Source organism: Fimbriimonadia bacterium, from assembly GCA_039961735.1.
Lineage (GTDB): Bacteria > Armatimonadota > Fimbriimonadia > Fimbriimonadales > JABRVX01 > JABRVX01.
The window spans coordinates 1-23773 of sequence record JABRVX010000053.1 but is presented as its reverse complement, the minus strand read 5'-3'; the positions used below and the strand labels follow the sequence as shown (position 1 = coordinate 23773).

At 61.8% G+C, this 23773-nt stretch carries 21 protein-coding genes and 1 pseudogene; 18 read left to right on the top strand and 4 right to left on the bottom strand.

Annotated elements, in window-relative coordinates; all coding sequences use genetic code 11:
- A partial coding sequence (locus HRF45_12020; protein ID MEP0767252.1) for a hypothetical protein occupies nucleotides 1-340 on the bottom strand: 340 nt, incomplete at its 3' end.
- Nucleotides 341-470: 130 nt separating this feature from the next.
- Between HRF45_12020 and HRF45_12015 the strand changes: the two genes are divergently transcribed.
- The 13 genes and pseudogenes from HRF45_12015 (at nucleotide 471) to HRF45_11955 (ending at nucleotide 12232) form a co-directional block, all read left to right on the top strand.
- Entirely contained in the window at nucleotides 471-1223 is a 753-nt protein-coding gene (locus HRF45_12015) for an ABC transporter ATP-binding protein (GenBank protein ID MEP0767251.1), read from the top strand.
- Nucleotides 1220-1996, top strand: coding sequence for an ABC transporter permease (locus tag HRF45_12010; GenBank protein ID MEP0767250.1), 777 nt, complete (start codon nucleotides 1220-1222; stop codon nucleotides 1994-1996). Before HRF45_12015 ends, HRF45_12010 begins: the two co-directional genes overlap by 4 nt.
- Before the next feature lies 1 nt (nucleotide 1997).
- Nucleotides 1998-2846 carry a tetratricopeptide repeat protein gene (locus HRF45_12005; GenBank protein ID MEP0767249.1) on the top strand — a complete coding sequence of 283 codons (849 nt, stop codon included), beginning with the start codon at nucleotides 1998-2000 and terminating at the stop codon, nucleotides 2844-2846.
- Nucleotides 2847-2998: 152 nt separating this feature from the next.
- A complete protein-coding gene (locus tag HRF45_12000) occupies nucleotides 2999-3646 on the top strand; it encodes a hypothetical protein (protein MEP0767248.1) in 648 nt (215 codons plus the stop codon).
- A 5-nt stretch (nucleotides 3647-3651) separates the two neighbouring features.
- Complete coding sequence (locus HRF45_11995; protein ID MEP0767247.1) at nucleotides 3652-4272, top strand: type II secretion system protein; 621 nt, start codon at nucleotides 3652-3654, stop codon at nucleotides 4270-4272.
- Between the two features lie 32 nt (nucleotides 4273-4304).
- The gene (locus HRF45_11990) at nucleotides 4305-4637 is read left to right on the top strand and encodes a hypothetical protein (GenBank protein MEP0767246.1); all 333 of its coding nucleotides are present in this window, start codon (nucleotides 4305-4307) and stop codon (nucleotides 4635-4637) included.
- A gap of 210 nt (nucleotides 4638-4847) precedes the next feature.
- On the top strand, nucleotides 4848-5276 hold the full coding sequence (gene mscL, locus HRF45_11985; protein MEP0767245.1) for a large conductance mechanosensitive channel protein MscL: 429 nt from the start codon (nucleotides 4848-4850) through the stop codon (nucleotides 5274-5276).
- 883 nt (nucleotides 5277-6159) lie between these two features.
- On the top strand, nucleotides 6160-7473 hold the full coding sequence (locus tag HRF45_11980) for a UDP-glucose/GDP-mannose dehydrogenase family protein (protein MEP0767244.1): 1314 nt from the start codon (nucleotides 6160-6162) through the stop codon (nucleotides 7471-7473).
- 17 nt (nucleotides 7474-7490) lie between these two features.
- Nucleotides 7491-8687 (top strand): annotated as a pseudogene (locus HRF45_11975) (glycosyltransferase family 4 protein).
- A gap of 20 nt (nucleotides 8688-8707) precedes the next feature.
- On the top strand, nucleotides 8708-9745 hold the full coding sequence (rfbB, locus tag HRF45_11970) for a dTDP-glucose 4,6-dehydratase (GenBank protein ID MEP0767243.1): 1038 nt from the start codon (nucleotides 8708-8710) through the stop codon (nucleotides 9743-9745).
- Nucleotides 9746-9901: 156 nt separating this feature from the next.
- A complete protein-coding gene (locus HRF45_11965) occupies nucleotides 9902-10465 on the top strand; it encodes an SIS domain-containing protein (protein MEP0767242.1) in 564 nt (187 codons plus the stop codon).
- A gap of 234 nt (nucleotides 10466-10699) precedes the next feature.
- Entirely contained in the window at nucleotides 10700-11416 is a 717-nt protein-coding gene (locus HRF45_11960; GenBank protein ID MEP0767241.1) for a DUF1080 domain-containing protein, read from the top strand.
- A gap of 66 nt (nucleotides 11417-11482) precedes the next feature.
- The gene (locus HRF45_11955; protein ID MEP0767240.1) at nucleotides 11483-12232 is read left to right on the top strand and encodes a prepilin-type N-terminal cleavage/methylation domain-containing protein; all 750 of its coding nucleotides are present in this window, start codon (nucleotides 11483-11485) and stop codon (nucleotides 12230-12232) included.
- Between the two features lie 616 nt (nucleotides 12233-12848).
- On the opposite strand, the gene HRF45_11950 is transcribed toward HRF45_11955, so the two are convergent.
- Both HRF45_11950 and HRF45_11945 read right to left on the bottom strand, forming a co-directional pair.
- Nucleotides 12849-13001 carry a hypothetical protein gene (locus tag HRF45_11950; GenBank protein ID MEP0767239.1) on the bottom strand — a complete coding sequence of 51 codons (153 nt, stop codon included), beginning with the start codon at nucleotides 12999-13001 and terminating at the stop codon, nucleotides 12849-12851.
- Between the two features lie 227 nt (nucleotides 13002-13228).
- Nucleotides 13229-13600, bottom strand: a complete 372-nt coding sequence (locus HRF45_11945) for a hypothetical protein (GenBank protein MEP0767238.1) — start codon at nucleotides 13598-13600, stop codon at nucleotides 13229-13231.
- A 198-nt stretch (nucleotides 13601-13798) separates the two neighbouring features.
- Here HRF45_11945 and HRF45_11940 point away from each other — a divergent pair, with 198 nt between their 5' ends.
- The 4 genes from HRF45_11940 (at nucleotide 13799) to HRF45_11925 (ending at nucleotide 19736) form a co-directional block, all read left to right on the top strand.
- Nucleotides 13799-14815 (top strand): D-cysteine desulfhydrase family protein, encoded by a 1017-nt coding sequence (locus tag HRF45_11940; protein ID MEP0767237.1) that lies wholly within the window; start codon nucleotides 13799-13801, stop codon nucleotides 14813-14815.
- Between the two features lie 41 nt (nucleotides 14816-14856).
- The gene (ald, locus tag HRF45_11935; GenBank protein MEP0767236.1) at nucleotides 14857-15987 is read left to right on the top strand and encodes an alanine dehydrogenase; all 1131 of its coding nucleotides are present in this window, start codon (nucleotides 14857-14859) and stop codon (nucleotides 15985-15987) included.
- Between the two features lie 176 nt (nucleotides 15988-16163).
- Entirely contained in the window at nucleotides 16164-16958 is a 795-nt protein-coding gene (locus HRF45_11930) for a hypothetical protein (protein ID MEP0767235.1), read from the top strand.
- A gap of 48 nt (nucleotides 16959-17006) precedes the next feature.
- Nucleotides 17007-19736 (top strand): hypothetical protein, encoded by a 2730-nt coding sequence (locus HRF45_11925; protein MEP0767234.1) that lies wholly within the window; start codon nucleotides 17007-17009, stop codon nucleotides 19734-19736.
- Nucleotides 19737-19786: 50 nt separating this feature from the next.
- On the opposite strand, the gene HRF45_11920 is transcribed toward HRF45_11925, so the two are convergent.
- Complete coding sequence (locus HRF45_11920) at nucleotides 19787-21916, bottom strand: S9 family peptidase (GenBank protein MEP0767233.1); 2130 nt, start codon at nucleotides 21914-21916, stop codon at nucleotides 19787-19789.
- A gap of 205 nt (nucleotides 21917-22121) precedes the next feature.
- On the opposite strand from HRF45_11920, the gene HRF45_11915 reads away from it, so the two are divergent.
- A complete protein-coding gene (locus tag HRF45_11915; protein ID MEP0767232.1) occupies nucleotides 22122-23498 on the top strand; it encodes a hypothetical protein in 1377 nt (458 codons plus the stop codon).
- The last annotated feature ends 275 nt before the right edge of the window (nucleotides 23499-23773 follow it).

Genomic DNA, 23773 nt, shown 5'->3' with positions numbered 1-23773 from the left:
AATCGGCGCAGTTGGGGAGCGTCATCTCGGCGAGGACATGCGGCAGCTTCTCGGCGCCGGGATGGCAATCGAGGCACGCGGCGTCCTTGTGGACACTTCGGGCGAAGGCTGCGCCATCCACAAATAGGGAACGCGTCCGCTCCGTCTCTGGGTCGCGGACGACGAAACCGCTGCCGCCGTGGCACTGAAGGCAATCGGCATTCGTCTCGGCTGCTGTAAGACCGGCGCCTCGCTCACCCTGTGCTTCTCCGAGCATGGCAAGAAAACCGGCGCCCAGGATGGCCCCGGCGCCGACCAGCAGTCTCCACCGTTTCCACGTTCCAACAGCATTCAGTCGCATTCCGTGCTCCGGCCGACGCTCGGCGCCGGTTCCTCTCCCTTCTGGGGCGAACCCGGCATTCCTGCTTCGCGCAATGCTACACAGTCTAACTCGGGGTGGCCTTCGTCCGACAATGACGATGAGGGCGCCTATGCACACGATTGAAGTTCGAGAGCTCGTAGTCGAGTACAAGAAGTCGTTCCGGCAGCCGACACGCGCCGTGGACGGCCTCTCCTTCGTTGTCAACCCCGGGGAGATCGTCGGCCTTGTGGGTCTCAATGGCGCTGGGAAGACTTCCACCATCAAGACGTTGATGGGCTTTCAGCCGCCGACGTCGGGCATGGTGCGGATCGGTGGGATGCCGGTGGGAGACGTGAAGGCGCGACGCGGGATCGGCTTTCTCCCGGAGACTGCCCTGTACTCACCCCACCTCACTCCGTTCGAGACGTTGCGGCTCTACGGGGAACTGCACGGTCTGGGCGGACACGCTCTCGATGATCGCATCGGCGGTCTGCTTGCTTCGCTGGGGGTGGCGCATCGGGCGCACCACCTGAACCGGCACCTGTCGAAGGGCATGTTGCAGCGCGTGGGAATTGCGCAGGCGCTGCTCGGGGAGCCGCAGCTACTCATCCTAGACGAGCTCTCATCGGGGTTGGACCCGCTGGGTCGCAGAGACCTGCGCGAACTGATGAGGCGCCAGAGGGAGAATGGCGTCACGGTGCTGTTCTCGTCGCACGAGCTGAGCGAGGTGGAGATGCTGTGCGATCGAGTGCTGGTTATTCACCAGGGCAAACTGGTCGCGGAGGAACGAGTGGAGGCGCTGCGGGGCCGCGTCGAGTCGTTGGAGGACTATTTCGTTGACCTAGTGAGCGGTGCGGCACTAGAGGAGGCGAGGGCGGCATGATGGCCACCATTCGAACCTGCCGGGCTCTCGCAGTCGCTGGGATGCTGGAGACCTTCCGTCGGAAGGACGTCTACGTCGTTCTGGTGCTGATGGGGCTGATGATCGCGGGGGCTGCGACCTTCGGGTTCTTCGGTGTTCGAGGGCTCGAGGTGTTCCTGCGCGATGTCACGTTCACTGTTATCGGCCTGTTCTCTACCGTATTAGCGGTCATCGTTGCCGCGCGGCAGATTCCTGAAGAGGTGCAGCGTAGAACCATTTATCCTCTGATGGCCCGACCGATCTCGCGGTGGCAGCTGCTGCTGGGCAAGTGGGTTGCCGCGAGTCTGACTGCCATTCTGGCATTCCTGCTATTGGCCGCTACGGCGCGAGTGCTCTTGGCCTGCTTCGGCGTCCCTGTCGCAAAGATTTTCGTGCAGTACGTGCTGCTTAAGGCCGTCGGCCTTGTGTGGCTGTGCGCGTTGACGGTGGCGCTAGCGGTGTTGATGACGCACGGTGCAGCGGTGGTACTTTCGCTCATCCTAGCACTCGGTTCCGGGGCATTCACTCGAATCACGCTGCTGTACCACGGCGAGACAGGAGCGTGGAACGGGTTCGCTAACCTGCTGTACGGCCTGCTGCCCCACTACGACTTCTTCGACCTCGGGCGGAAGGTGACGTATGGGTGGGACCCAGTACCCAGCTGGGTATTGGGCTACCTCATCGGTTACGCGGTGCTGACCAGCCTTGTGTGGCTCGGCATCGGATGGCTGCGCTTCCGAAAGGCCCCTCTGTAGGATGAACGCGCTGTACGTGGCTCTCTGGCTGGGTGCACTGTGGCTGGCGGGGGCATTATTGACGGCGGTGGCTCCGGAACACCTCAAGCGGCCGGACGAGTCCGAGGCGATGACCGCTCGGCAAGAATCTGCATCGGCCACGTTGTTGGGCGAGTTCAGCAGTGGGCTCGCCGAATACCTGTGGCGGAAGACGGATGAGTACACGCACGGCGGAGTGCTGATGCGCCCCATAACCGAGGCGGAGCGGGAGCACGGAGCACACGCGGACTGCACCTCCGACCCGCACGGACATCAGCACAACGATGACCACGACCACGTGAGCGTGGTGCCGCACAAGGCTGACGATCCGCGCGGCATCTGGGGAGACATCGAGCGTGAAGTGCAACCGTACTTCGACGAGCACAGCCACATACACCGTCCTGTGACCGAGACGCTGCCGCTGTATCGGTTCATGACCTGGCTGGACCCGAAGTTCGTGCCTGGCTACACGGTCGGTGCGTTCGTGATCCGTCACGCGACACACGGGGAGGGCGAGGTGAAAAGCTTTCTCGCCGAGGGGCTTTGCTACAACCCGAAGAGCGTGGCACTGCGCGTGGAACTCGCGCGCTGCCTGATGCGCGAGAAGGCCCCTTCGTCTTCGGTGATGGATATCCTTTGGGATGCCGTGCGGCTTGGGCGAGAGCCCAACCTGCCCGAGTGGGAGGTGGAGGGACGCCAGGATGCGTACCGGTGGCTAGCCATTCTACTCCGGCACGAAGGCAGGCCGGACGAGGCTTCGCGTGTGGCAGCGGAGGGGTTAGCCCTGTTCCCAGACGACACCGTTCTTCGCAAACTCTCATCCGCCCCTTAACCCGGCGGACATTTTCACCGTAATAATACTTGATTATATAAGCAATTTCTTCTATTCCGTATTTTACTTATTGCAGCAAGTAAATATGTGTGTTACTATTGGTAACGTAATTCAGGTCGGGTGTTCGACCATGGTGGAAAGGATAGAGAGGAATGGGCGGAGCGTGTAATCAAGTCTCCGACAAGCGAGTACGAGCCGGCATCGAGCGAGGAAAGATCGCCCGGGCGTTGCTCACAGCGTGGGTCGTTCTCGCAGTCGCGCTCATCCTGGCACTGCCGTATGATGCACCGACATTTCGAGCGGTCGCTCGCACCCTCGGCCTGCACCTCTTGTTCTCGAGGGCTCCGGCGCAATCGGTCGCCACTAGTCCACAGATGGAGTGGTTGAGCCGGTACGACCCGAAGCCTGGCACGCCGGCCCCACAGGCGTTGGTGCAGGCGGTGGGAGAGGATCAGCCCACGCAACATCACTTGATCGTGTATTTGGGCTCATGTAGCGCGTGCAGCCTAAAGTTCCAGCCTGAGGAGAGTTGGTTCGACCAATCGCCCTGGTACACCGCTGTCGCGCTGGTGGACGCGGGGGCAGATCACGCGAAGGTGAGGGAGTGGATCGGGCCCACTGCGCGGGTGGTCAGTGACACAGAATCTGCTGCCGCAGATCCAGACCGGACGATTGCATTTCGGCTGAACGCGTACTTCACACCGCGTGTATACTTATATGGACCAGACTGGCGGCTGGTATGTGTAAGCCGATACGGTGAGGGGCTCGATACCTTTCTCGCTCGCTCGAGGCAAAGGTGATATCCATGAGACGCAAGGCATTCACTCTGGTAGAATTTCTGGTTACTATCGCAATTCTGGTCACACTCGCTGCGTTGGTGTACGTGCTGCTGGCGCCAGTACGCGAGAAGGGTAACGAGACACACTGCATCAGCAACCTACGGCAGATCGGGCAAGCAATCGCTATGTACCGAGCGGAGTACGAGGGCGGCGGACGCGGCGGCGGTGCTACGCCGATGAACGCCCTGCAACGGCTGGGAGTACCACACCTGCCGACGGCACTCATCGATGCAGGCTACTTCAAGTGGTCGGAACGCAGTATCTTCACTTGTCCCAGCGACTGGACCCAGGTGCCGAACGACCCTGGCCTGAATGTCAGCTACTACTGGCCTGCCGCCGACAACGACAAGGGTTGCCCCGGATCAGGGGTGAAGGAAGGCGCATCCTACATCCGACTGCGTGAGAAGGGCGATGCAGTGGCCATCGCCATAGACCCTTGGCACTGGGATCCTAACTACAACCGCGACCTCTTGGATTCCCGCTACGTGACCAAAGAGAAAAAGAAGATCTGGGTTGTCCTGCGGCTAGGAGGGTGGGTAGAGCGTGTTTATGCCTACTTGCCCGAAGGCAGCTCTTCCGATTTGTAGTCCTACTACACACTTCGAAAGGAGGTACCGTGATGCGACGATACCTAGTCACTCTCGTTGCTCTACTGGTGGTCGGGGCGATCGTATACGTGTACGCCGACGAGATACCATGTTACGAGAGCATCTACATGATCTGTTCGCCGGGATGTACGAAGACCGAAGTGGCCAGGTGGAACGCCTGTGCCACACACCCAAACTTCTGCTGTCAGTATAAGTATATTAGGGTGGAGTGCACCGGCACACCGCTCCCAGGGTTTCCCGCTTGCTACGGTGGGCCCTTCGACAACATGTACCTGCTAGCATACTATCGGAACGAGAGCTGTCCCGGGGGTGGCTCGATCTGCCCGTCGCATGCCCCACAGTAGGCACGACCGTGTCTTAGTCAGAGCGACCCAGGGCGCGCCGCTTCCGCGGCGCGCCCTCTAACTCGCACCCAGTATGTCGCAAAGTGAGACCTTCTCTCGGAATGCGTGCGCTCGGAAGGTGTCTCTCGCCCCTCGGCGAACTCTCCTGCCGTGTTAGGTTCCGCGCGAACGCAACGCGGGAAACGCGGACCGACGCATGAGGAGGATCACGTGCTGAAGGAGTTTCGCGAGTTCGCGCTCAAGGGCTCGATGCTCGACCTTGCCATCGGCCTCATTTTGGGAACGGCGTTCGGAGCCGTGGTGGCTTCACTGGTGACGGACGTGTTGATGCCACCCATCGGGGTCCTGCTGGGCGGGGTGGACCTCTCGAACATGTTCGTGGTGCTGAAAGAGGGTTCGCCAGAAGGTCCCTACCCGAGCCTAGATGCGGCGGCGAAGGCGGGGGCGGCGACGCTAAACTACGGCGTGTTCATCAACGTGGTGATCAACTTCGTCATCGTGTCCTTTGCGGTGTTCATGCTGGTGAAGTCGTTCAACAAGTTGCGAAGACAGCAGCCCGCACCGGAGCCGGCCGCCGAGCCACCAGCCGACGTGGCGCTGTTGACCGAGATTCGAGACATTCTGAAAACTGGGCGGTAGGGATAATCGCACCTGCTCCCGGCGCCGTGCCGGGATACGCGCACTCGGAACGGCGACGTTGTCGCGCGCCGGTGCCTAAGAACGGCCCTAGTAAGGTGACGGGCGCATTCCGACAGCCGCCAGCATAGCCCACAAGATCCCGCCGACGCACCCCAGGACGATGCCCGCGATCAGCAAGCCGATGCCCCAGAGCATCCAGATGCGCTGCACCTCGAGGCAGTGCTCCACCGTTTGAAAGCGCCCGCTCTGCCACGCCCATTCGAAGCCCTTGAACCCGACCCAGATGTTGAAGGCTAGGCCGATGACCCCGGGCGCGAACGGGATAAATGCCCCCAGGCCGCCGATTCGGTATCTGCAAGAGCGTAATGTACGCCTTGTGGTTGAGGCCCCAGATCCAGCCCATGAGGAACGCGCCCCAATTGAACTTGCCCTGCAGCGCGTAGGGCAGCGCGCCGCCGCCGGGCTGTACCATCTGTGGCACCTGCTCGCCGAACGCGCCTCCGCCGGGCCGCTGCCCGAACGCCGGTTGCTCAGCGAAGGTCCCATGGCCGAGCACTTCAGCCGCGCTCGTGCGCTGGCCCGTGCCTTGCACCTCGAGCACCGTGTGGCCTGTCACACGGCCTTCCCTGGCCCACGTCTGAAGCGTGGCGATGTCAGCGGGGCCGTACTTCTGACCGCTCGGGTCCACTACGTAGTACTTCATTGCCTCTCTTCTGTTACAGCAGTCTCCGGTGGCCGCTCCGCTTCAGCCTTTCTCCGCCCACTCTCCCCCATCCTGCCTAACGGGGTCGGGAGCGGGCCGCTCACTTAGGGTAGGCTCAACGGAGGCTCGGCGGGCCCCGAGAATCACCTTGACGGGAACCTGCGCCCAGGGAGGAAGACGATGAGGATCAGCGTGTTCGGCCTAGGATATGTGGGAGCCGTATCGGCGGCGTGCTTCGCGAAGAGCGGGCACACCGTGGTCGGCGTGGACCCCGACGAGAACAAGCTGCGGCCGATCCGCGAAGGCGAGTCGCCCATTGTGGAGAAGGACCTCGGCGAGTACCTCGCCGAGTCGGTCGCGGCCGGACGCCTATCCGTGACCTCTTCGGCCAAGGACGCCGTCACCGCCACCGACGTGTCGCTCATCTGCGTAGGCACGCCCAGCCGACCGAACGGCTCGCTGAGCACCGAGTACATCGAGCGCGTGTGCTCCGAAATCGGCGAGGCGCTGCGGGATCACGATGGCTACCACTGCGTGGTGATTCGCAGCACGCTGGTGCCAGGCACCTTCGAGTCGCTGGTGATCCCTACGCTGGAGCGAGCTAGCGGCAAGAAGGTGGGGGAGGGCTTCGGAGTGGCGATGAACCCGGAGTTCCTTCGCGAGGGGTCGGCCATCTTCGACTTCCACAATCCGCCGTTCACCGTGATCGGCACGCCGTTCGACCGCGACTTCGAGCTGGTCGCGGCCATCTACGAAGGCGTCCAGGCTCCCGTGTTCCACACTCGGCTTCGCGAAGCGGAGATGATCAAGTACGTGTGTAACTGGTTCCACGCGCTGAAGGTGACGTTTACGAACGAAGTGGGGATGATGTGCAAGGCAGAAGGCGTAGACGCGCGGCGCGTGATGGAGATATTCTGCCTGGATACGAAGCTGAACATTTCGACCTACTATATGAAGCCGGGGTTCGCCTTTGGCGGCTCCTGCCTCCCCAAGGACGTAAAGGCAGCCGTGTATCGGTCTCGGCAGCTCGACATCCCGTTGCCCGTGCTCGAGGCCATCATGCCGTGCAACAAGCTGCAGATCGAGCGGCTGGTGGAACGGATACAACGGTATGGCAAGAAGCAGATCGGGTTGCTGGGGCTCAGCTTCAAGCCAGGAACCGATGACCTTAGGGACAGCCCCCTGGTGACCCTCGCCGAACACCTGATCGGCAAGGGTTATCGGCTGCGCATCTTCGACCCGAACGTCAGCTACGCGGCGCTGTTCGGCTCCAACAAGGCGTTCATCGAGAAGGAGATCCCGCATATCGCGGAGATTCTGAGTGACGATGCAGACGAGGTGATCCGCGAGGCCGAGGTGCTGATCTTTTCGCACAACGCTCCCGAGTTCGCATCTCTCGCGCCCAAGACTCGGGCCGGGCAGCTTTGCATCGACCTGGCGGGAGTCGGGCGTCCCGAGGACTACGGCGGCAGTTACGAGGGGCTGTATTGGTAGGCGAGCCCGCGTCGAAGGGTCGGATCCTGATTATCGTCGAAAACCTGCCTGTGCCCTTCGACCGGCGGGTGTGGATGGAATCCACGGCGCTCACCGAAGCCGGTTATCGCGTGTCGGTGATCTCGCCCTGCCCTCCGGACGAGCGAGACCATCCGAATCGGGTGATTGACGGGATTCACGTTTTCCGGTACCCGATGCCCCCGCCGACCAAGAGCAAGGCCAGCTTCTTGTATGAGTTTGCTTACTGCTGGCTGAAGACGCTGAACCTAACCAAGCGGGTGGAGGACGAAGTCGGCTTCGACGTGATCCACGCCTGCAACCCGCCCGACACGTTCTGGGTTATCGGCTCTTATTACAAGCGGCTGGGCAAGCGCTTCGTCTTCGACCACCACGATCTGTGCCCGGAGCTATATTGGTCCAAGTTTGGGCGGCAAGACTTGTTCTTATCGGCGCAGTATTGGCTGGAACGGAAAACGTTCGAGACTGCCGACATGGTGATCTGCACGAACGAGAGCTATCGAGACATCGCCATCCAGCGGGGGAAGAAGAAGCCTGAAGACGCGGTCGTCGTGCGCTCTGGGCCGCTACTCTCGCGGTTCCAGCGGGTCGAGGCGGACGAGGGTCTGAGACGCGGGCGCAAGCACTTGGTGGTCTATCTGGGTGTGATGGGCCCCCAAGACGGCGTGGACTACGCGGTTCGGGCGGCGAGCCTTATGGTGAACGAGATGGGGCGCAAGGACGTCTTCTTCGCGTTCATCGGCGCGGGGGACTGCTGGGACGAGCTGAAGGCTTTGGCTGCAGAGTGTGGCCTGGCTGACCACTGCGAGTTCACCGGGCGCATTCCCGACGAAGACCTCAAGCGGTATCTTTGTACCGCCTCGCTCGGACTCGCACCGGACCCGATGAACGCTCTGAACGACCTCTCGACCATGAACAAGATCATCGAATACATGGCGATGGGTCTGCCGGTGGTATCGTTCGACTTGAAGGAGGCACGCTATTCGGCACAGGAGGCTGCCGTGTACGTGCCCCCGAACGACGAGCGGCTGTTCGCCCAAGCGATCCGAGATCTGCTGGATGACGAGGAACGACGACGGGCGATGGGCGAGTTCGGCCGTAAACGTGTGGAAGAAGCTTTGGCCTGGGATCACAGTCGTCAGGTGTTAGTCGAAGCATACGATCGGTTCTTCGCTCGGCACTTCGGGCGAAGCTAGGCCGAGAGGAGAACGGTTTCATGCAACTGCTGATCACGGGAGGCGCGGGGTTTATCGGCAGCCACTTGGTACACCACATGCTGCGCGAGCATTCCGACTACCGTGTGCGAGTGCTGGATGCTCTCACCTATGCGGGTAGTCGGGACAACCTGAAGGAGGTGGAAGGAGATCAGCGCTTCGAATTCGTGCATGGCGACATCCTAGACATCGCTCAGCACCCAGACGTGCTACGGGGCGTGGATGCCGTCCTGCACCTGGCCGCCGAGACGCACAACGACCGTGCCATCCTCGAGTGCGGTGGCTTCGTGCTTACCGACGTTCTCGGCACGCAGCGAATGCTGCAGGCGTCGTTGGAGGCTGGAGTGAAGCGGTTCCTTCACGTCAGCACGTGTGAGGTGTACGGTGCCATCGAGACCGGACGTTTTCGCGAGGACGACCCGTTCCATCCCAACCAGCCCTATTCGGCCAGCAAGGCGGGTGGTGACCTGATTGCACGCACCTACCACCGAACATACGGAATGGACGTGGTGATCGCGAGACCTGTCAACAACCTCGGACCGCGGCAGTTCCCGGAGAAACTAATTCCTCTGATGATCTCGCGCGCGATGCACGACCAGCCGCTACCGGTTTACGGTGATGGGCGACAGGTGCGTGAGTGGATTCACGTGGACGACTGCTGCCGCGCCCTCGACACGATCCTCCATCGTGGAGTGGCGGGTGAGGCATACAACGTGGGGGCCAACATCGAGCGCGAGAACCTGGACGTGATTCGCACCATCCTTCGTCTGCTCGGGAAGCCGGAGACACTCGTCGCCCACGTGGCGGACCGGCCGGGCCACGACCGCAGGTACGCGCTGGACGTGACGAAGATCCACACACTGGGGTGGCGAGCCGAGATAGGGTTCGACGATGCGCTTGGGCAGACGGTACAGTGGTATGTCGCCCATCGAGACTGGGTGGATGGTATCCTGGCACGTTCGGAGGAGCATCGCGCTTTCTTGCGCAAGTGGTATGAAAGCCGACTTGATGGCGATTTGGGGAACTCGCAGTACGTATGAACAGAACAGCAGACGCCACGGCGAGCCTATCGGAGCATGACGTCACACTCCGCGGGCTCGCGGCTCAGCGCGCTGTGTTCGCGGCCCGCCCCGGCATGCTTCGACGTGCTCAGCAGGACGGGCTTTGCCGGAATCGATCAGGGGGAGGATATGGAAATGACGACCAGTGAGTACCTACAAGCAGTGTCGCGGCAGATCGCGGAGTTGGATCACGGTGCCGTGAAGGACGTGGCGGACATCGTCTATCAGGCGTATCGTGCCGGCAGGAAGTTCCTGCTGATGGGTAATGGGGGTAGTGGTGCGACCGCTTCGCACTATGCCAACGACTTTCAGAAAGGGTTGCTGCTGGCGGGCGACAAGCCGTTTCAATGCATGGCGCTCACCGACTCGATGCCTATCATCCTCGCGTGGGCCAACGATACGGAGTATGCAAACATCTTCGAGCCACAAGTTCGCACGTGGGCTGGCCCTGACGATGTGGTGATGGGGATTAGTGGGAGCGGGAACTCGGAAAACGTGATTCGCGGTATCCGTGCAGCCAACGAACTGGGCGCGATCACCGTGGGTCTGTGTGGGTATTCCGGCGGGAAGCTGAAGGAAACGGCGCGGCACGTGGTGTGGGTACAGAGCAACAACATGCAGGTGTGCGAAGACCTGCACGGGTTGATTCTCCACGCGGTGTACACGGACGTGATGGGGAGGGTCTCCGACAAGGGGTAGCAATGACTGACACTGCACATCGTCGTCATGCCGAGCGTGTCGAGGCATGCGCGGGATGTAGCGAGCGTGGTATGTGGGGGCGACATCGTGCGGCGTGCGAGGGCATGCTTCGATACGCTCGGCATGACGGGTGGACGCGCGCATAGGCATAGGCATTGCATGACCTGCGGGGCGCTGCCGGCCCTGCTATCTCAGAAGGCTCCACGCGGAGACGGCACGACTAGGAGATACGATATGGCTAAGAACAGAGCACCGATAGTCCTTACCATCGCCCTCTGCACCGCAGTAGTGTCCACCACCGCCTTCGGTCAGATACCTTGGCATCGCCGTGCACGCGGCTTCAATCAGGGGATAGTAGTACGGCATGCCCCTGGTGACATCCAGCCAGGCTTCGTGAAGTTGTTCGATGGCAAGACACTCGCAGGCTGGACGGTGATGGGCAACCCCGAAGGGTGGCAGGTCGTCAACGGGGTGATTCGCAGTGAAGCCGGCAAGGGCGGCAACTGGCTTCGCACCAACCGCACCTACTCCGATTTCGTACTGCGACTCGAGTGGCGCGTGTCGCAGAACGGCAATAGCGGTGTCTTCATTCGTTGCAAGGAGAACGGGAACCCGTGGGAGACTGGCCACGAGGTGCAGATCACGAACGAGCCGCGTGACGATCTGCACTGCACGGGCTCGCTATACGGCACCGTCGCCGTGAACCCTCGCCCGGACGAGTCCTTCGGTCGGTGGCACACCTTCGAGATACGCTGCGAGGGCCAACGCATCCAGGTGATTGCAGACGGGGTTCGGTGCGTGGATGCGGACATGTCTAGGGACGTGGCGATACGTGACAAACCTCTCGCCGGCTACATCGGCCTGCAGGATGCACACACGAGACCCGGTGGATGGATCGAGTTTCGTAACATCCGTTTGAAGGAGCTGCCTTCAGTACAGCGCCATCCATAGCGAGGCCGGATTGCAGTGCACAATCCGGCGACTGCACAGGGTGCCTTGGGCGAAAAGGCTGATATAATGGGAACCGTGGAAAGGCAGACAGCTTTCACGCTCATCGAATTGCTCGTGGTCATCGCCATCATCGCGATACTCGCCGCAATCCTCTTCCCTGTCTTCGCGAGGGCGCGTTCCACGGCGCAGCAGACTTCGTGTCTCAGCAACAGCCACCAGCTCGGACTGGCATTCATGTCCTACAGCGTGGACAACGCCGACCGATTGCCCGGGCCGGCTCCGGGCGATGCGACCGGATACAATCCGAACGGCAACCCGCCTTGGTGGGGTGTCGGCCGCTGGAACGAAAAGGGTCACTGGGTACCCGGCGTCTGGGTCTTCGTGGGCGGAGGCAACTACAATCTGGACGATCGGCCGGTCAGCCCTCAGTGGACCGCCATCGGCGGGCCCAAGGCCGGGGCGCTCTTCCCATACGTAAAGGACCTCGCCATCTACCGCTGTCCGGTGGACAAGCGCGGCAAGGACAAGTTGCTAAGCTACTCCATGTACTACTACATCGGCTTCATCCGCCTCAGCCGGATCAAGCAACCGACTCAGGTAGCACTGCTAGTGGACGAGGCCTTGACGCTGAACGATGGGTTCTACGTGCCTCCACCCACCGACTGCCCTTCCGTCGTGCACAACCACGGCGCGGTACTGACACTGACCGACGGTCACTCGAAGTGGTTCCGCGTGGACGACAAGTACATGCCAGGCGGCGGCCGAGCGAGTTGCCACTCCGAGGTTCTCCCGCGCACGCTGTGGGATATCAACTGAGCGCGTAGGCCCCGTTGCGAGAGCCCGCGGGCTCGTCATGCTGAGCCTGTGGAAGCATGCAGCCGACTGCTACTATGGTAGCATCTGAGGACGTGAACAGGCGACGTGCGAGTGCATGCTTCGACAGGCTCAGCATGACGGAAGGTCGGCTCGGCATGACGGAAGGTAGGGCCGGCATGACGGAAGGTCGGCTCGGCATGACGGGCCCGTGTGGCATGGACCAAGGAATGGCCGCATGTGCCATACCCAGACAGGCTCGGCATGACGGAAGGTAGGGCCGGCATGACGGGCCCGTGTGGCGTGGACCAGGGAATGGCCGCATGTGCCATACCCAGACAGGCTCGGCCGGCATGACGGAAGGTAGGGCCGGCATGACGGAAGGTCGGCTCGGCATGACGGGCCCGTGTGGCATGGATCAAGGAATGGCCGCATGTGCCATACCCAGACAGGCTCGGCATGACGGGTCGGTGTTACCCCACACGCGCACAGGCGCCTTCGCGTTTTGTAGCAGTCAGTGATATTTTTGTGGGTTGGTGACAGCAACTGTCAGGCTGCCGTACTGCACCAACCGCCGCCAAAGGGTCAGGGCCTGGGACCTCTGGCGGGCCGGAAGGCATCACGCTTCCACCATGGTGATCCACGATCCGCAAGAGGAGCACACATAGGTATATTCGGTGAAAGCCCCGCCAGGTTCGCGTGGGTTGCTGTCCCGGGCGGTCACGAGTTGCAGGTCTTCCCCGCACCGTTTGTAGCGTGTCAGGACCTTCACGCGGCGGTTTGCCTCCCGTCCAAGGCCCACACCGCGGCCCTAGCGAGCAGGAAGACCAAGAATGGGAACATCGCATCCGGCTAAGCCAACCAGGAGGCCGGGTTCTAGCACGATCTCTGTAATGCTGGCGAAGCCCGCCAGCGCGAACACTGTGCCGAGTGCATAGAGTGCGAGCGCAAGTACACTATTACGGCGGACGGCCCGGCTGGCAAGCGGGCGTTGTGACATCATGCATCCACCACGGTGCTCTCGAGGCCGCAGTTAGGACACCGGTACAGATACTCCGTGTAGCCTTCCTCCGGGTTGTGTGGATTGCTGTCCTGGACTCCGATCAGCACGAGGCTGCGCCGGCACGCCCTGCAACGTGTCGCTGCACTTACACGCCGATGCAAGCCGTAGCCCATTCCCAGTGCCATGGCAGCAATGCAAAAGGGACCGAGAGAACTGATGAGTGCACAGGGGGTGAGTAAGATGCTGATCGCAAGGTCTCCGGACAGCCAGGGTCCGATCACCTCCGAGAGGCCCCAGAGCAGAAAAAGCCCGCCGACGATGTCCAGGACAACAGCCCAAGTTCGATTTCGTCGTACCGCCTTGTTCACTAGGGGACCGCGTATCCCCGGAGGGGGCGGGGGCGTAGCCGATGGCTTTTTCTGCAGCGGTGCGTTGCACCATTCGCAGCGCCCGCTGCCTGCGAGCGTCTCGCGGCCGCACGCTGGGCAAGGTTCACGAACGAGCATCGTAACTCCTTGCGTCATCATATCACAATCCGCACGCGATTCCTGCGGTAGAATAGCTCCATGAGCGCATCGGATCTGCGGACCCGACTCGATGCAGTCCCGCGCATCCGTTTCTGTCAACTCCCGACCCCGCTTCACCCCCTCACGCGTCTGTCCGAGCATCTCGGTGGGCCGGAGCTGTGGATCAAGCGCGACGACATGACCGGGTTCGGCATGGGCGGCAACAAGAGCCGGAAGCTGGAGTTCCTGATGGGCGCCGCGATGGTGGAACCTGCGACCGATATCATCACTTGCGGCGCCCAGCAGAGTAACCACGCTCGCCAGACCGCGGCCGCGGCAGCCGCATGTGGGCTGCCCTGCAAGCTGCTGCTCACCGGTGGCCCGCCGTCGGGCACGGGCAACCAGACACTATTCGATTGGCTGGGTGCCGAGGTGGAGTACCTCGGAGCCATCTCGTGGGGCGACCTGCGAAGGGCCTCCGAGGCGCTGCGAGACCGGCTAACCGCAGAAGGCAGGAAGCCGTATTTGATCCCGGTCGGCGGCTCCACCCCCTTGGGAGCGCTAGGCTACGTGAACGCGGCCATTGAGCTTCTGGAGCAGGGAGAGAGCTTCGACCGAGTCTATCATGCCAGCTCCAGCCTCAGCACGCAAGCCGGCATGGTCGCGGGGCTGAAGCTGGCGGGTTCGAAGATGCGCGTTACCGGAGTGTTGGTGGACCTCACCCGGCCGCCGGAGCCCTACCTAGCCACTATGGCCAACGGCATCTGCGAGCTGCTGGGTCTGCCCGAACGCTTCCTAGAGGGAGACTTCCACTGCGATGCAACGCACATCGGGGAGGGCTACGCCATTCCATCCGAGGAAGGAATCGAAGCCATCCGCCTGTTGGCACGCACGGAAGGCGTGTTTCTGGACCCGGTCTATTCGGGCAAGGCGTTCGCTGGGCTGCTAGCGGACATCCGACAGGGCAAGGTGGGCCGCAGCGAGAAGGTATTGTTCTGGCACACGGGCGGTAGCCCCGTTCTTTTCGCCCAGGAGTATGCCGGCCTCGCCCGCTGTCATAATCTGGGCGTTCAGTAATGCTGCGCAACGATGCGCGCGTGTAGGAGAGGTTTGGGAAGATGAGAATCGGAGTGCCGCGCGAGCGGAAGGCGGACGAGTACCGTGTCGGCATGACCCCCGCAGGCGTCGAAGCCTTGGTCAAGCACGGTCATCAGGTCGTCATCGAGGACGGCGCGGGCAGCGGGACACATGTAGAGAACGCCGAGTACGAAGCGGCCGGAGCCAAGATCGGCAGCGTCGAAGAGGTGTGGAGCACCTCCGAGATGATTGTAAAGGTGAAGGAACCCTTGCCGGAGGAATACCCCCGCATCCGACCGGGTCAGGTCCTGTTCACCTACTTCCACTTTGCTGCCAGCGAGGAACTGACCCGAGCAATGGTGGACTCGGGTGCCATCTGCATCGCATACGAGACCGTCGAATTGCCGAACGGCGACCTTCCGCTGCTGATCCCGATGAGCGAAGTAGCCGGTCGCTTGGCAGTGCAGGCCGGAGCCAAGTATCTCGAGCGCCCGTTCGGTGGGCGCGGTGTGTTGCTGAGCGGCGTGCCAGGCGTGAAGCCTGCCACCGTGACCATCATCGGCGGCGGAGTGGTAGGTATCAACTCCGCCAAGGTAGCTGCGGGATTCGGCGCGAACGTGTATATCTTGGATGTGGATCTGCCGAGGCTGCGCTACCTCGACGATGTGATGGGGCATAACGTTTCCACCATCTACTCGACCCCCCAAGCAATCCGAAAACTGCTGCCAGAGACCGACCTGCTGATCGGTGCCGTGTACCTAACAGGCACGCGCACGCCGGTGCTGCTGTCACGTGACATGTTGAAACTGATGCGACCAGGATCGCTGTTAGTGGATGTATGCGTGGACCAAGGCGGCATGGCAGAGACGACACGTCCGACGACACACTCCAATCCCACCTACGTGGTGGACGGCGTCGTGCACTACTGTGTGGCCAACATGCCTGGGGCCGTTGCGGAGACATCCACCTACGCGCTGACGAACGCTACCACTCCGTACGTTATTCAGCTTGCCGACAAGGGCTATCCGAAGGCGCTGCTGGAGAACCCCGCACTCGCAAAGGGTCTCAACGTGGCAGGCGGCAAGGTGACGTTGGCCTCGATTGCGGAGCAGTTCGGTTACCCATACGTCACACCAGAAGTTGCGCTCGCATCCAACGCATCCATGGCGTGAACTGCGTGCTGCGCATGCCTTGCAGCGTTCCTCAGTAACTCTCGAGGGGCGCTCACGCTTTCGCCAGGTACGGCGAGGACCAGGTAGACTGGTAGCGAGCACATGGAGGGTGGACCTTACGCCGGCGTCGGGCGCTCGACATCACAGGCATGTTGGCCAACGGATGGGGTGAGACTATGGAGGGTTCGGAACCTGCTGTTTCCTTCGAGGACTTCGGATGGCTCGATCCGGTGTTCATCCGTGAGGTCTTGTGGCAGGACCTTGGCAAGCAGCATCGGTTGCCGGAGGAGTATCGGATCGGCCTCCGCACCTGGGCCGCGGCCATCAGCCATGCGCCCCTTACGGTCGCCAATCGCCTTACCACCAACGCACCCGAGGAACTAAAAGCGCGACTAGGCTCTCTCGTCGTATACGAGAAGCCCACCCTGGAGGAGGCCGCAGCAGCACAGCGACTGGTCACCGAGTTGTACGGGCCGGATCTGCTGCGCCAGACTCGATACGCCGTCGCTGCCCGCGAAGAGCACAAGTCGTATGGTCAGCCGCCGACCTCGGAGTTGCCCGAAGTGCTGGACGTCCAAGGCATCGCATTGTTGGATACGCGAGGCGTGGAGGCGGCGGAGCAGTTCGCCGGCTTGGCCGCATCTGCGTTCGGGCTTTTGCCAGACCTGGCTGCACTTCGAAGGGTCTACCGCCGCATGATGGATCACGAGTCGGACGCCCTTCGTGCTGCCCTCGGCACACCGAGTCAGGTCTCGCTGCCCACGGGGCGCCTGCACGTCGTCCGATCTCGGGCCTCTGACCTGTTGGACGGGGGGTCGGGTTCTGAGGCTCTGTTAGAGCTGTCACGTGTGCTGTCGACCGACGGGTGCCTCGTCGTAGAGGACGGGCCGGAGGAGATCGCGCGGGTCGTAAACAGGTATCCCCGCTTCGAGCGGCGCTCGCAACGGGTCGCCGTACTCGTGCTGAAATAGCCTTCGGGCGAGTGATCCGGCCGAACCTCGGATACAATGGGATGCGTGATGAACACGCGTACAATCTTGCTCGTTCTTCCCCTCTTCGCGGCCTCGTGCATCGCTGGAGCGCAACCGCAACCCCCGCCGACCGTAGTGGACACACTCGCCGATCTGCTCTCCGCAGGCAAGTCGGGGCGCGGCGGGCCCGGCATCCAGTCCGATTCGTTCCCCTTCCCTGCGAGGATCACGGTGCATCCGGACCGAGGCTGGCTTCACGGCGAGCGGTCTGATTTCCGCAGTCCCGGGTCTGGTCTCGACGCGACCGAGGACCCCGGCACGCTGCGCCTGGCGCCGCTCAGCACCCAGACCTTTCTGAACCGGGATTTTGCGGATGGCTTACAAGGGATGACTGCCACCGGTGCCTTCCGAGTGGCCCATGACCCCGTGGATGGCTACCACGGCTTGGGGGCAGCACGCGTGTACTCCTTTAGCTCGGGCAGCGGCACCATCGTGCTGTGCAACCAGGAGTATGATCCGCAGGAGCATCCCGAGTTCGAGATGTACTACAAGGCAGAGTGGGGGTTCCCCGGCTACACGCTGGTTGCCAAGGTCAAGGTTGGGATGGTCACGTACACGCTCAATCTCTTCGACATTCGTGATCGAGGAGAGGACGGCGCACCGATGTATGACTCCCGTTGGCACCGTCTTCGCCTAGACATTGGCTCGCTTCTCTCGATGAGGGGCTACCCGACTGCCAGGGTCACCAGCCTCTACCTTTCGAACAGCACTCCGGGCCCCGGGCCACAGATGTGGGTGGACGACGTTCGCGTGTTCGGCGCCGAGTACCCCGAATATGCTGACTACGTCTCGCCCGCGCATCGGCTGCCGATAGCAAAGGACTTCGACACGTTGTATTGGGCGAAGGCTCGAATGCCATGGTGGCCCCAGGCGTCCGTAGTGTTCGGGGATGCGCCTACCAGCCTGAAGTTCCAGATGCGGTCTGCAGGCACCTACGCAGAACTCGGCTCGGCGACATGGCTCGGACCTACGTCCGCCGACGACTGGTACGAGGCGGACGACCTGCTGATGGGTCAGGCCCCGATCAACCCTGCGCACAATGGTGACGGGTGGATACAAGTACGTGCCAGGCTGGGCAGCTCACCCGACAGAAAGCACACGCCGGTGCTAGAGGACTTCTGCGTGACTTGGGGAGAGGCGAACACTTGGGACGTGCTGATGCTGCTTTTCCGTTCGATTGACGCCGACTACGTGGACGGCAATGGCAACCCAGGTCACGAGACGTACACGATGCCTCAGAACTATGTGGACGACGTGCTATTGCAGTGGCGCTTCTTCATGATCTACGGGCCGCGCTTCCTGCACTATCAGATGAAGTTCCGCGATCAGGTAGAGGTCATCGAGACGCCGCTCACGCAATCGCATCTGAGCGACGGCCCAGGCTCCTACGTGATAGACGCAAACCGCGCACTCCCGCTGTATCAGCAGTGGACCGGTGCCGGCAAGTGGGACTCCATTATGATGCACTTCCGCTGGGAGAAGGTGCCTTTCCCTGCGTGGGGGCTCGCGTGGTGGCCCAACTTTCTTGTCGGTGGGGCTGCGATGACACAGATTATCTACCTCGGACCGCAGTATCCGCACCACGAGGTTATGCTGCACGAGTGGATGCACTCCTTCGCATGGACCGTAGCCGATCGGACCGACACCTTCGTTCCGCATCCTCACACCGACAATGATCCGGAATGGGACACGACGAGCCTAACCAGCATGGACTATTACTACCACTGCCTGGTGTACCACGGTGATAACATCACGTATGCGGGAGTAGACCTGGTGGACCCCGTCCAGTCGAATCACGAACGGCAGTGGTTGACGCTCGGGTCCTTTACATTCACGTCGGGACAAGATGGGCTGCGGATTGACTGGATAGACGAGGCGACAGCGAATCCATGGTACGGCGACAGCGCCGGGGGCCGTACTTGGTCGGTCATCACATCTTCCAGCGACTACATCAACCTGCGCGCTCGCTATGGAACAGGGAACCGAGTCGCTTACGGTGGACTTTACCTGCACTCGACCGAGGACCAACTGGTGCGGCTGTGGACTGGCACCGATGATGGCTTTCGCCTGTGGCTGAACAACGAGTTGCTACGTGACAGAAAGGTGAATCGCGGCGCCAGTGCTAACAGCGACTCCACCGGCCTATTCTTAGGAGAAGGCTGGAATCACCTATTGATCAAAGTGGAGAACACGGGTGGCGAATGGGGGTATTACGGCCGGCTCGCGGACATCGAAGGGCAGGCTCCCAGTGGCGTCACCGCCATGACGCAGCCCATCGGTTACAGTGGGTTCGAGACGGTTCGAGGGACATTCTCGCTCGGACCCTACACCGACCCGAGCCGTACGCGAATACGCATGGAGGTTCGACACAGTGCCACCGGCGAGGTGATGTGTGGGCGATGGGTGACGCCCGGACCGAACGGCGAGTTCCTCTTGAGCCCGGTGCCCGAGGGCACCTGGACGCTGTGGGCCGGCGGTGCGCCGTGGTTGGGCAAGACGCTGCCCCTGACGGTGACATCCGACATCACTGGGCTGAACGTGTCGCTCTTCGGCGGTGACGCGAACGACGACGGTGCGGTGGACTTGCTGGACCTGCAGTTAGTACTGATTAACTACGGCCGCGTGGTGCCCCATGTAGACGTTGACGGAAGCGGCACTGTGGATCTGGGTGACCTGAATCTGGTGCTGACCTCCTTTGGCAGCGTCGGCGAGCCTTAGTCGTATCCGCGATGCCTCCACCATCCCTGCGGTGGAGGCATCGCAATCACTTACCGCAAGCCTCCTACCGGCCCCTGCACCTTCATACCTAGTACGCGAATCAGAAACGCGTACTCGTCTGCCTGAGACTCCAGGTACTTCGTCAGATTACTGCTTCCGTGCCCCGACTGAGTCTCGACCCGCAGCAGGATCGGCGCCTCTCCGGCTTGAGCCGCCTGCAGCGCAGCCGCGAACTTGAAGCTGTGCAAAGGCACTACGCGATCGTCACGCTCGCCAGTGGTTACTAGCGTCGGGGGATAGGCGACCCCCTTCCGCACGTTGTGGTAAGGGGAATACGCATAGAGCGCGCGGAACTCCTTCGGATCGTCCGGCGAGCCGTAGTCGGAAACCCATGCCCACCCTATGGTGAACTTGTGAAAGCGCAGCATGTCGAGCACCCCGACCCCCGGCAAACATGCACCGAACAGGTCGGGCCGTTGTGTCATACAGGCACCCACTAGCAATCCGCCGTTGCTACCACCAGCGATGGCCAACTTCGGCGTGCTGGTGTAGCCCTGCGCGATCAACCACTCCGCCGCAGCGATGAAGTCGTCGAAACAGTTCTGCTTGTTCAGCTTGCGACCCGCGTCGTGCCACTTCTTTCCGTACTCGCCGCCCCCACGAATGCCCGGGTTTGCGAACACTCCACCCATTTCCATCCATACCAGTTTGCCTACCGAGAATCCGGGGCTGATGGCCGCATTGAACCCCCCATACCCGCTTAGCAGAGTAGGATTGGACCCATCCAGCTTGATGCCCTTCTTATGAGTGATGTACATAGGGATGCGTGTGCCGTCTTTGCTTCGGTAGAACACGAGCTTCGACTCATAGGCATCGGGATCGAAGTCCAGTTTCGGTTTTCGGAAAACCGTACTCTTGCCCGTGCGGATGTCATACCGGTACACCACGGTAGGTGTCTTATTGTCGGTGTATGTGTAGAAGGTCTCGGTATATTCGCGTCGGCCTCCGAACCCGCCTACCGCACCCTGACCGGGGAGCACGACTTCTCCGAGGAACCGTCCTCTCAGCGAGTACATACGTACCACCGTAATCGTATCGCGCAGATAGGTGGCGAAGAAACGATTGCCCACTACGCTGACGCTACGTAGCGGCTCGTTGCGTTCGGCGATGATAGTCTTCCAGTTCTTACGCTCCGGTCTGCGGATGTCGACGGCAATCACGCGCATGTTAGGGGCCCCGAGATCGGTTTGGAACCAGAAGACCGGTCCATCGTTTCCGACGAACCAGTACCGAGCGTCGCCGTCGGCTAGCAACTTCACCACTTTGCCGTCGTTCATGTCTCTGTAGTAGACGTGATTCTCCAGCCGGCCACCTAGCGACACTCCCAGGATCAGATACCTACCATCGTCAGTTACGTCTCCCCCCACACCCCAGTCTTTATGCTCAGGGATGTGGTAGATGAGCTTGTCTGCACTCTGGGGAGTTCCGAGTAGGTGGAAGTACACCTTCTGGTAGTAGTTCGTGCCGCTCATCTCCTCGCCGGGCTTCGGCTCGTCGTAGCGGCTGTAGTAGAACCCTTTGCCGTCGCGACGCCACGATGCACCCGAAAACTTGCTCCACTCGATTACGTCCGGAAGGTCTTTCCCCGTGTCCACGTCTCGCACGCGCCATTCGATCCAGTCGGAACCTGCGCGCGAGCGATTGTAGGCGAGGTATTTGCCGTCGCGGGTGACGGAATAGCCACCCATGCGATCCACCCCTCCCTCCGACATGCTGTTAGGATCGAGCAGCACTCGTGGCGACGCCTTCAAGCTGTCTGATACCAGCAGCACACTCTGGTTCTGCAAGCCGTCGTTGCGTGTGTAGAAGTACCGACCACCCTCCTTCCATGGAACACCATACCGCTCGTACTTGAGTAACGATGTGAGACGTGCCAGGATGCGGTCGCGCTCCGGCACTTGGTCCAGGAAAGATCGAGTGAGACGGTTCTGCGCCTCTATCCACGCCTTGGTAGTCGGCGACTCCATATCTTCTAGCGGCCGGTAGGGGTCGGGCACGCGGACGCCGTGCAAAACGTCCACGTGGTCCGACGTGGGGGCGGGCGGGTACTGGAGGCGCGTGGTCTGTGCGAGGGACGAGCACACGAGGGCGATCGCGAGAAGCGGCAACGCCCGCTTCATGAGGGTTCTGATTCGGCAAGCCATGCGACCCTCTTCCCCGCGCCGCGGAGTCTTCCTTCCTTTGGGCACTCCCGATGTCTTGGCGTCCCTTGGGATGGAGCCACCGGCTGATGGGCATGTGGTCGCACCATCGGCGGGACGCCGAAACCACCGAAGCCACGCTGGCTCGGGAGGAACGCACTTTCCGGTGGCGTAGCCCCAAGGCATGAAGAAGAACTTCGCCATCGTAGGAGGCGGGAGCGTCAACTGGTGCCCCACGCTCATCCGTGACATCTACCACATTGCCTGCCTCGAAGGAGGCGAATTCCGCCTGCTCGACCCCGACGAGCCCGCGCTACAACTGATCGCCTCGCTGGAACCACTGTACAACCGCATCTCCGGCAAGGAGTTCCGATTGGTTCCTGTCGGCTCGCTGGACGAGGCGGTGGCGGGCGCAGACTTCACGCTCTGCACCTTCTCACCCGGGTCCCTCTCGGCGTACTACTACGATCTGGAGGTGCCAATCGCCTACGGCGTACGGCAGCCCGTCTCGATGACGGTGGGGCCGTGCGCCATTTCGGCGGCCATGCGCACCTGCCCGGTAGCCAACGAGGTCGCGCAGGCTGTCGAGAAGCATGCGCCGGGCACATGGATTCTGAATGTCACCAACCCGATGTCGTGCGTCACGCGGGCCTTGAACCTGGGAGTGAAGACCGTGAAGGTGGTCGGCCTGTGCCACGAGCTGGAGGGGGAAATCCGTTTCGTTGGAGACATCCTAGGAGTGCCCAAGCCAGAGGAGCAGCGCACTCTCGATTACATCCGCCAGACCTTCGACCTGCAAGTCGCCGGGCTCAACCACTTCATCTGGATTACTCGCCTGTTCGCGGACGGTCGAGACCGGTACGACGATCTGCGTGCCTTCGCCGACACGCACGAGGCGTGGTACCCCGGGAACGACCCGTCGAAGGCGGAGACGAAGTCCTCGTGGGGTAACAACAAGGAGGCGAAGCTGGAGATGTGCCGTGCCTTTCGCCACATGCCCATGGCGGGCGATCGGCACCTCATCGAGTTTTTCCCGGGCTTCTGCAACGCACACAACCGCTTCGGCCAGGACTACGGCGTGCGCAAGACCACCATGCGCGAGCGGTTCGAACTGAAGGCCAAGGCGACCGAGCGGGTGCGCCGCTGGGTGGCCGGCGAAGAGGAGGTGCCGTGGATGCGCAGCTCCGAGCAGACCGCGGACATCATCGAGACCGTGCTGACTGGTGGCAAAGCGCGCTTCAACATGAATCTCCCCAACCGGGGACAGATTGACAACGTGCCCGCGGAGGTAGTAGTGGAATCGATCTCCGAGGTGTCGGCGGAGGGACTGCACCCGCTGCACGTTGGGCCGTTGCCGGAGCCGGTCGGGGCCATCGTACGCAACCACATCGAGGCGCAGGAGCTGACCGTGCAGGCCGCGCTCGAAGGCAGCCGGAAGAAGATGCTGGACGCCATGTACGTGGACCCGCTGTGCGGCCAAGTGGAGTTTCGCAACCTGCCTAAGCTAGCCGACGAGCTGCTGGAAGCCAACCGCGAGTTCCTACCGCGGGTGTTCGGATAAGAAAAACAGCTTCCTGCCTGGACGATGCGGCAGCCAACCGCACCCACCACCACCCGGAGCAGCCGAGCGTCGGGGCGCCACGATCTGATCGGATAAGCACCCCCAGCACTTCTACCAGGTTGCGGGGTCTTGCGCTTCTCGCGGCTCCGGAGAGGTAACTTTTCGGGGGTGGAGATGACTCCTATTCGATGGAGAACCTCTCCATGTCCGGTATCCTTACCGCCGACCCCGAAAGGCCGGGATAGGATGAGAGAGGCTCCGAGAGTACCGGGGTG

Excerpts from the sequence above, each read along its gene's own strand:
- HRF45_12015 (MEP0767251.1), top strand. The coding sequence starts at position 471 with ATGCACACGATTGAAGTTCGAGAGCTCGTAGTCGAGTACAAGAAGTCG.
- HRF45_12010 (MEP0767250.1), top strand. The coding sequence starts at position 1,220 with ATGATGGCCACCATTCGAACCTGCCGGGCTCTCGCAGTCGCTGGGATG.
- HRF45_12005 (MEP0767249.1), top strand. The coding sequence starts at position 1,998 with ATGAACGCGCTGTACGTGGCTCTCTGGCTGGGTGCACTGTGGCTGGCG.
- HRF45_12000 (MEP0767248.1), top strand. The coding sequence starts at position 2,999 with ATGGGCGGAGCGTGTAATCAAGTCTCCGACAAGCGAGTACGAGCCGGC.
- HRF45_11995 (MEP0767247.1), top strand. The coding sequence starts at position 3,652 with ATGAGACGCAAGGCATTCACTCTGGTAGAATTTCTGGTTACTATCGCA.
- HRF45_11990 (MEP0767246.1), top strand. The coding sequence starts at position 4,305 with ATGCGACGATACCTAGTCACTCTCGTTGCTCTACTGGTGGTCGGGGCG.
- HRF45_11980 (MEP0767244.1), top strand. The coding sequence starts at position 6,160 with ATGAGGATCAGCGTGTTCGGCCTAGGATATGTGGGAGCCGTATCGGCG.
- rfbB (MEP0767243.1), top strand. The coding sequence starts at position 8,708 with ATGCAACTGCTGATCACGGGAGGCGCGGGGTTTATCGGCAGCCACTTG.
- HRF45_11965 (MEP0767242.1), top strand. The coding sequence starts at position 9,902 with ATGACGACCAGTGAGTACCTACAAGCAGTGTCGCGGCAGATCGCGGAG.
- HRF45_11960 (MEP0767241.1), top strand. The coding sequence starts at position 10,700 with ATGGCTAAGAACAGAGCACCGATAGTCCTTACCATCGCCCTCTGCACC.
- HRF45_11955 (MEP0767240.1), top strand. The coding sequence starts at position 11,483 with ATGGGAACCGTGGAAAGGCAGACAGCTTTCACGCTCATCGAATTGCTC.
- HRF45_11940 (MEP0767237.1), top strand. The coding sequence starts at position 13,799 with ATGAGCGCATCGGATCTGCGGACCCGACTCGATGCAGTCCCGCGCATC.
- ald (MEP0767236.1), top strand. The coding sequence starts at position 14,857 with ATGAGAATCGGAGTGCCGCGCGAGCGGAAGGCGGACGAGTACCGTGTC.
- HRF45_11930 (MEP0767235.1), top strand. The coding sequence starts at position 16,164 with ATGGAGGGTTCGGAACCTGCTGTTTCCTTCGAGGACTTCGGATGGCTC.
- HRF45_11925 (MEP0767234.1), top strand. The coding sequence starts at position 17,007 with ATGAACACGCGTACAATCTTGCTCGTTCTTCCCCTCTTCGCGGCCTCG.
- HRF45_11920 (MEP0767233.1), bottom strand. The coding sequence starts at position 21,916 with ATGAAGCGGGCGTTGCCGCTTCTCGCGATCGCCCTCGTGTGCTCGTCC.
- HRF45_11915 (MEP0767232.1), top strand. The coding sequence starts at position 22,122 with ATGAAGAAGAACTTCGCCATCGTAGGAGGCGGGAGCGTCAACTGGTGC.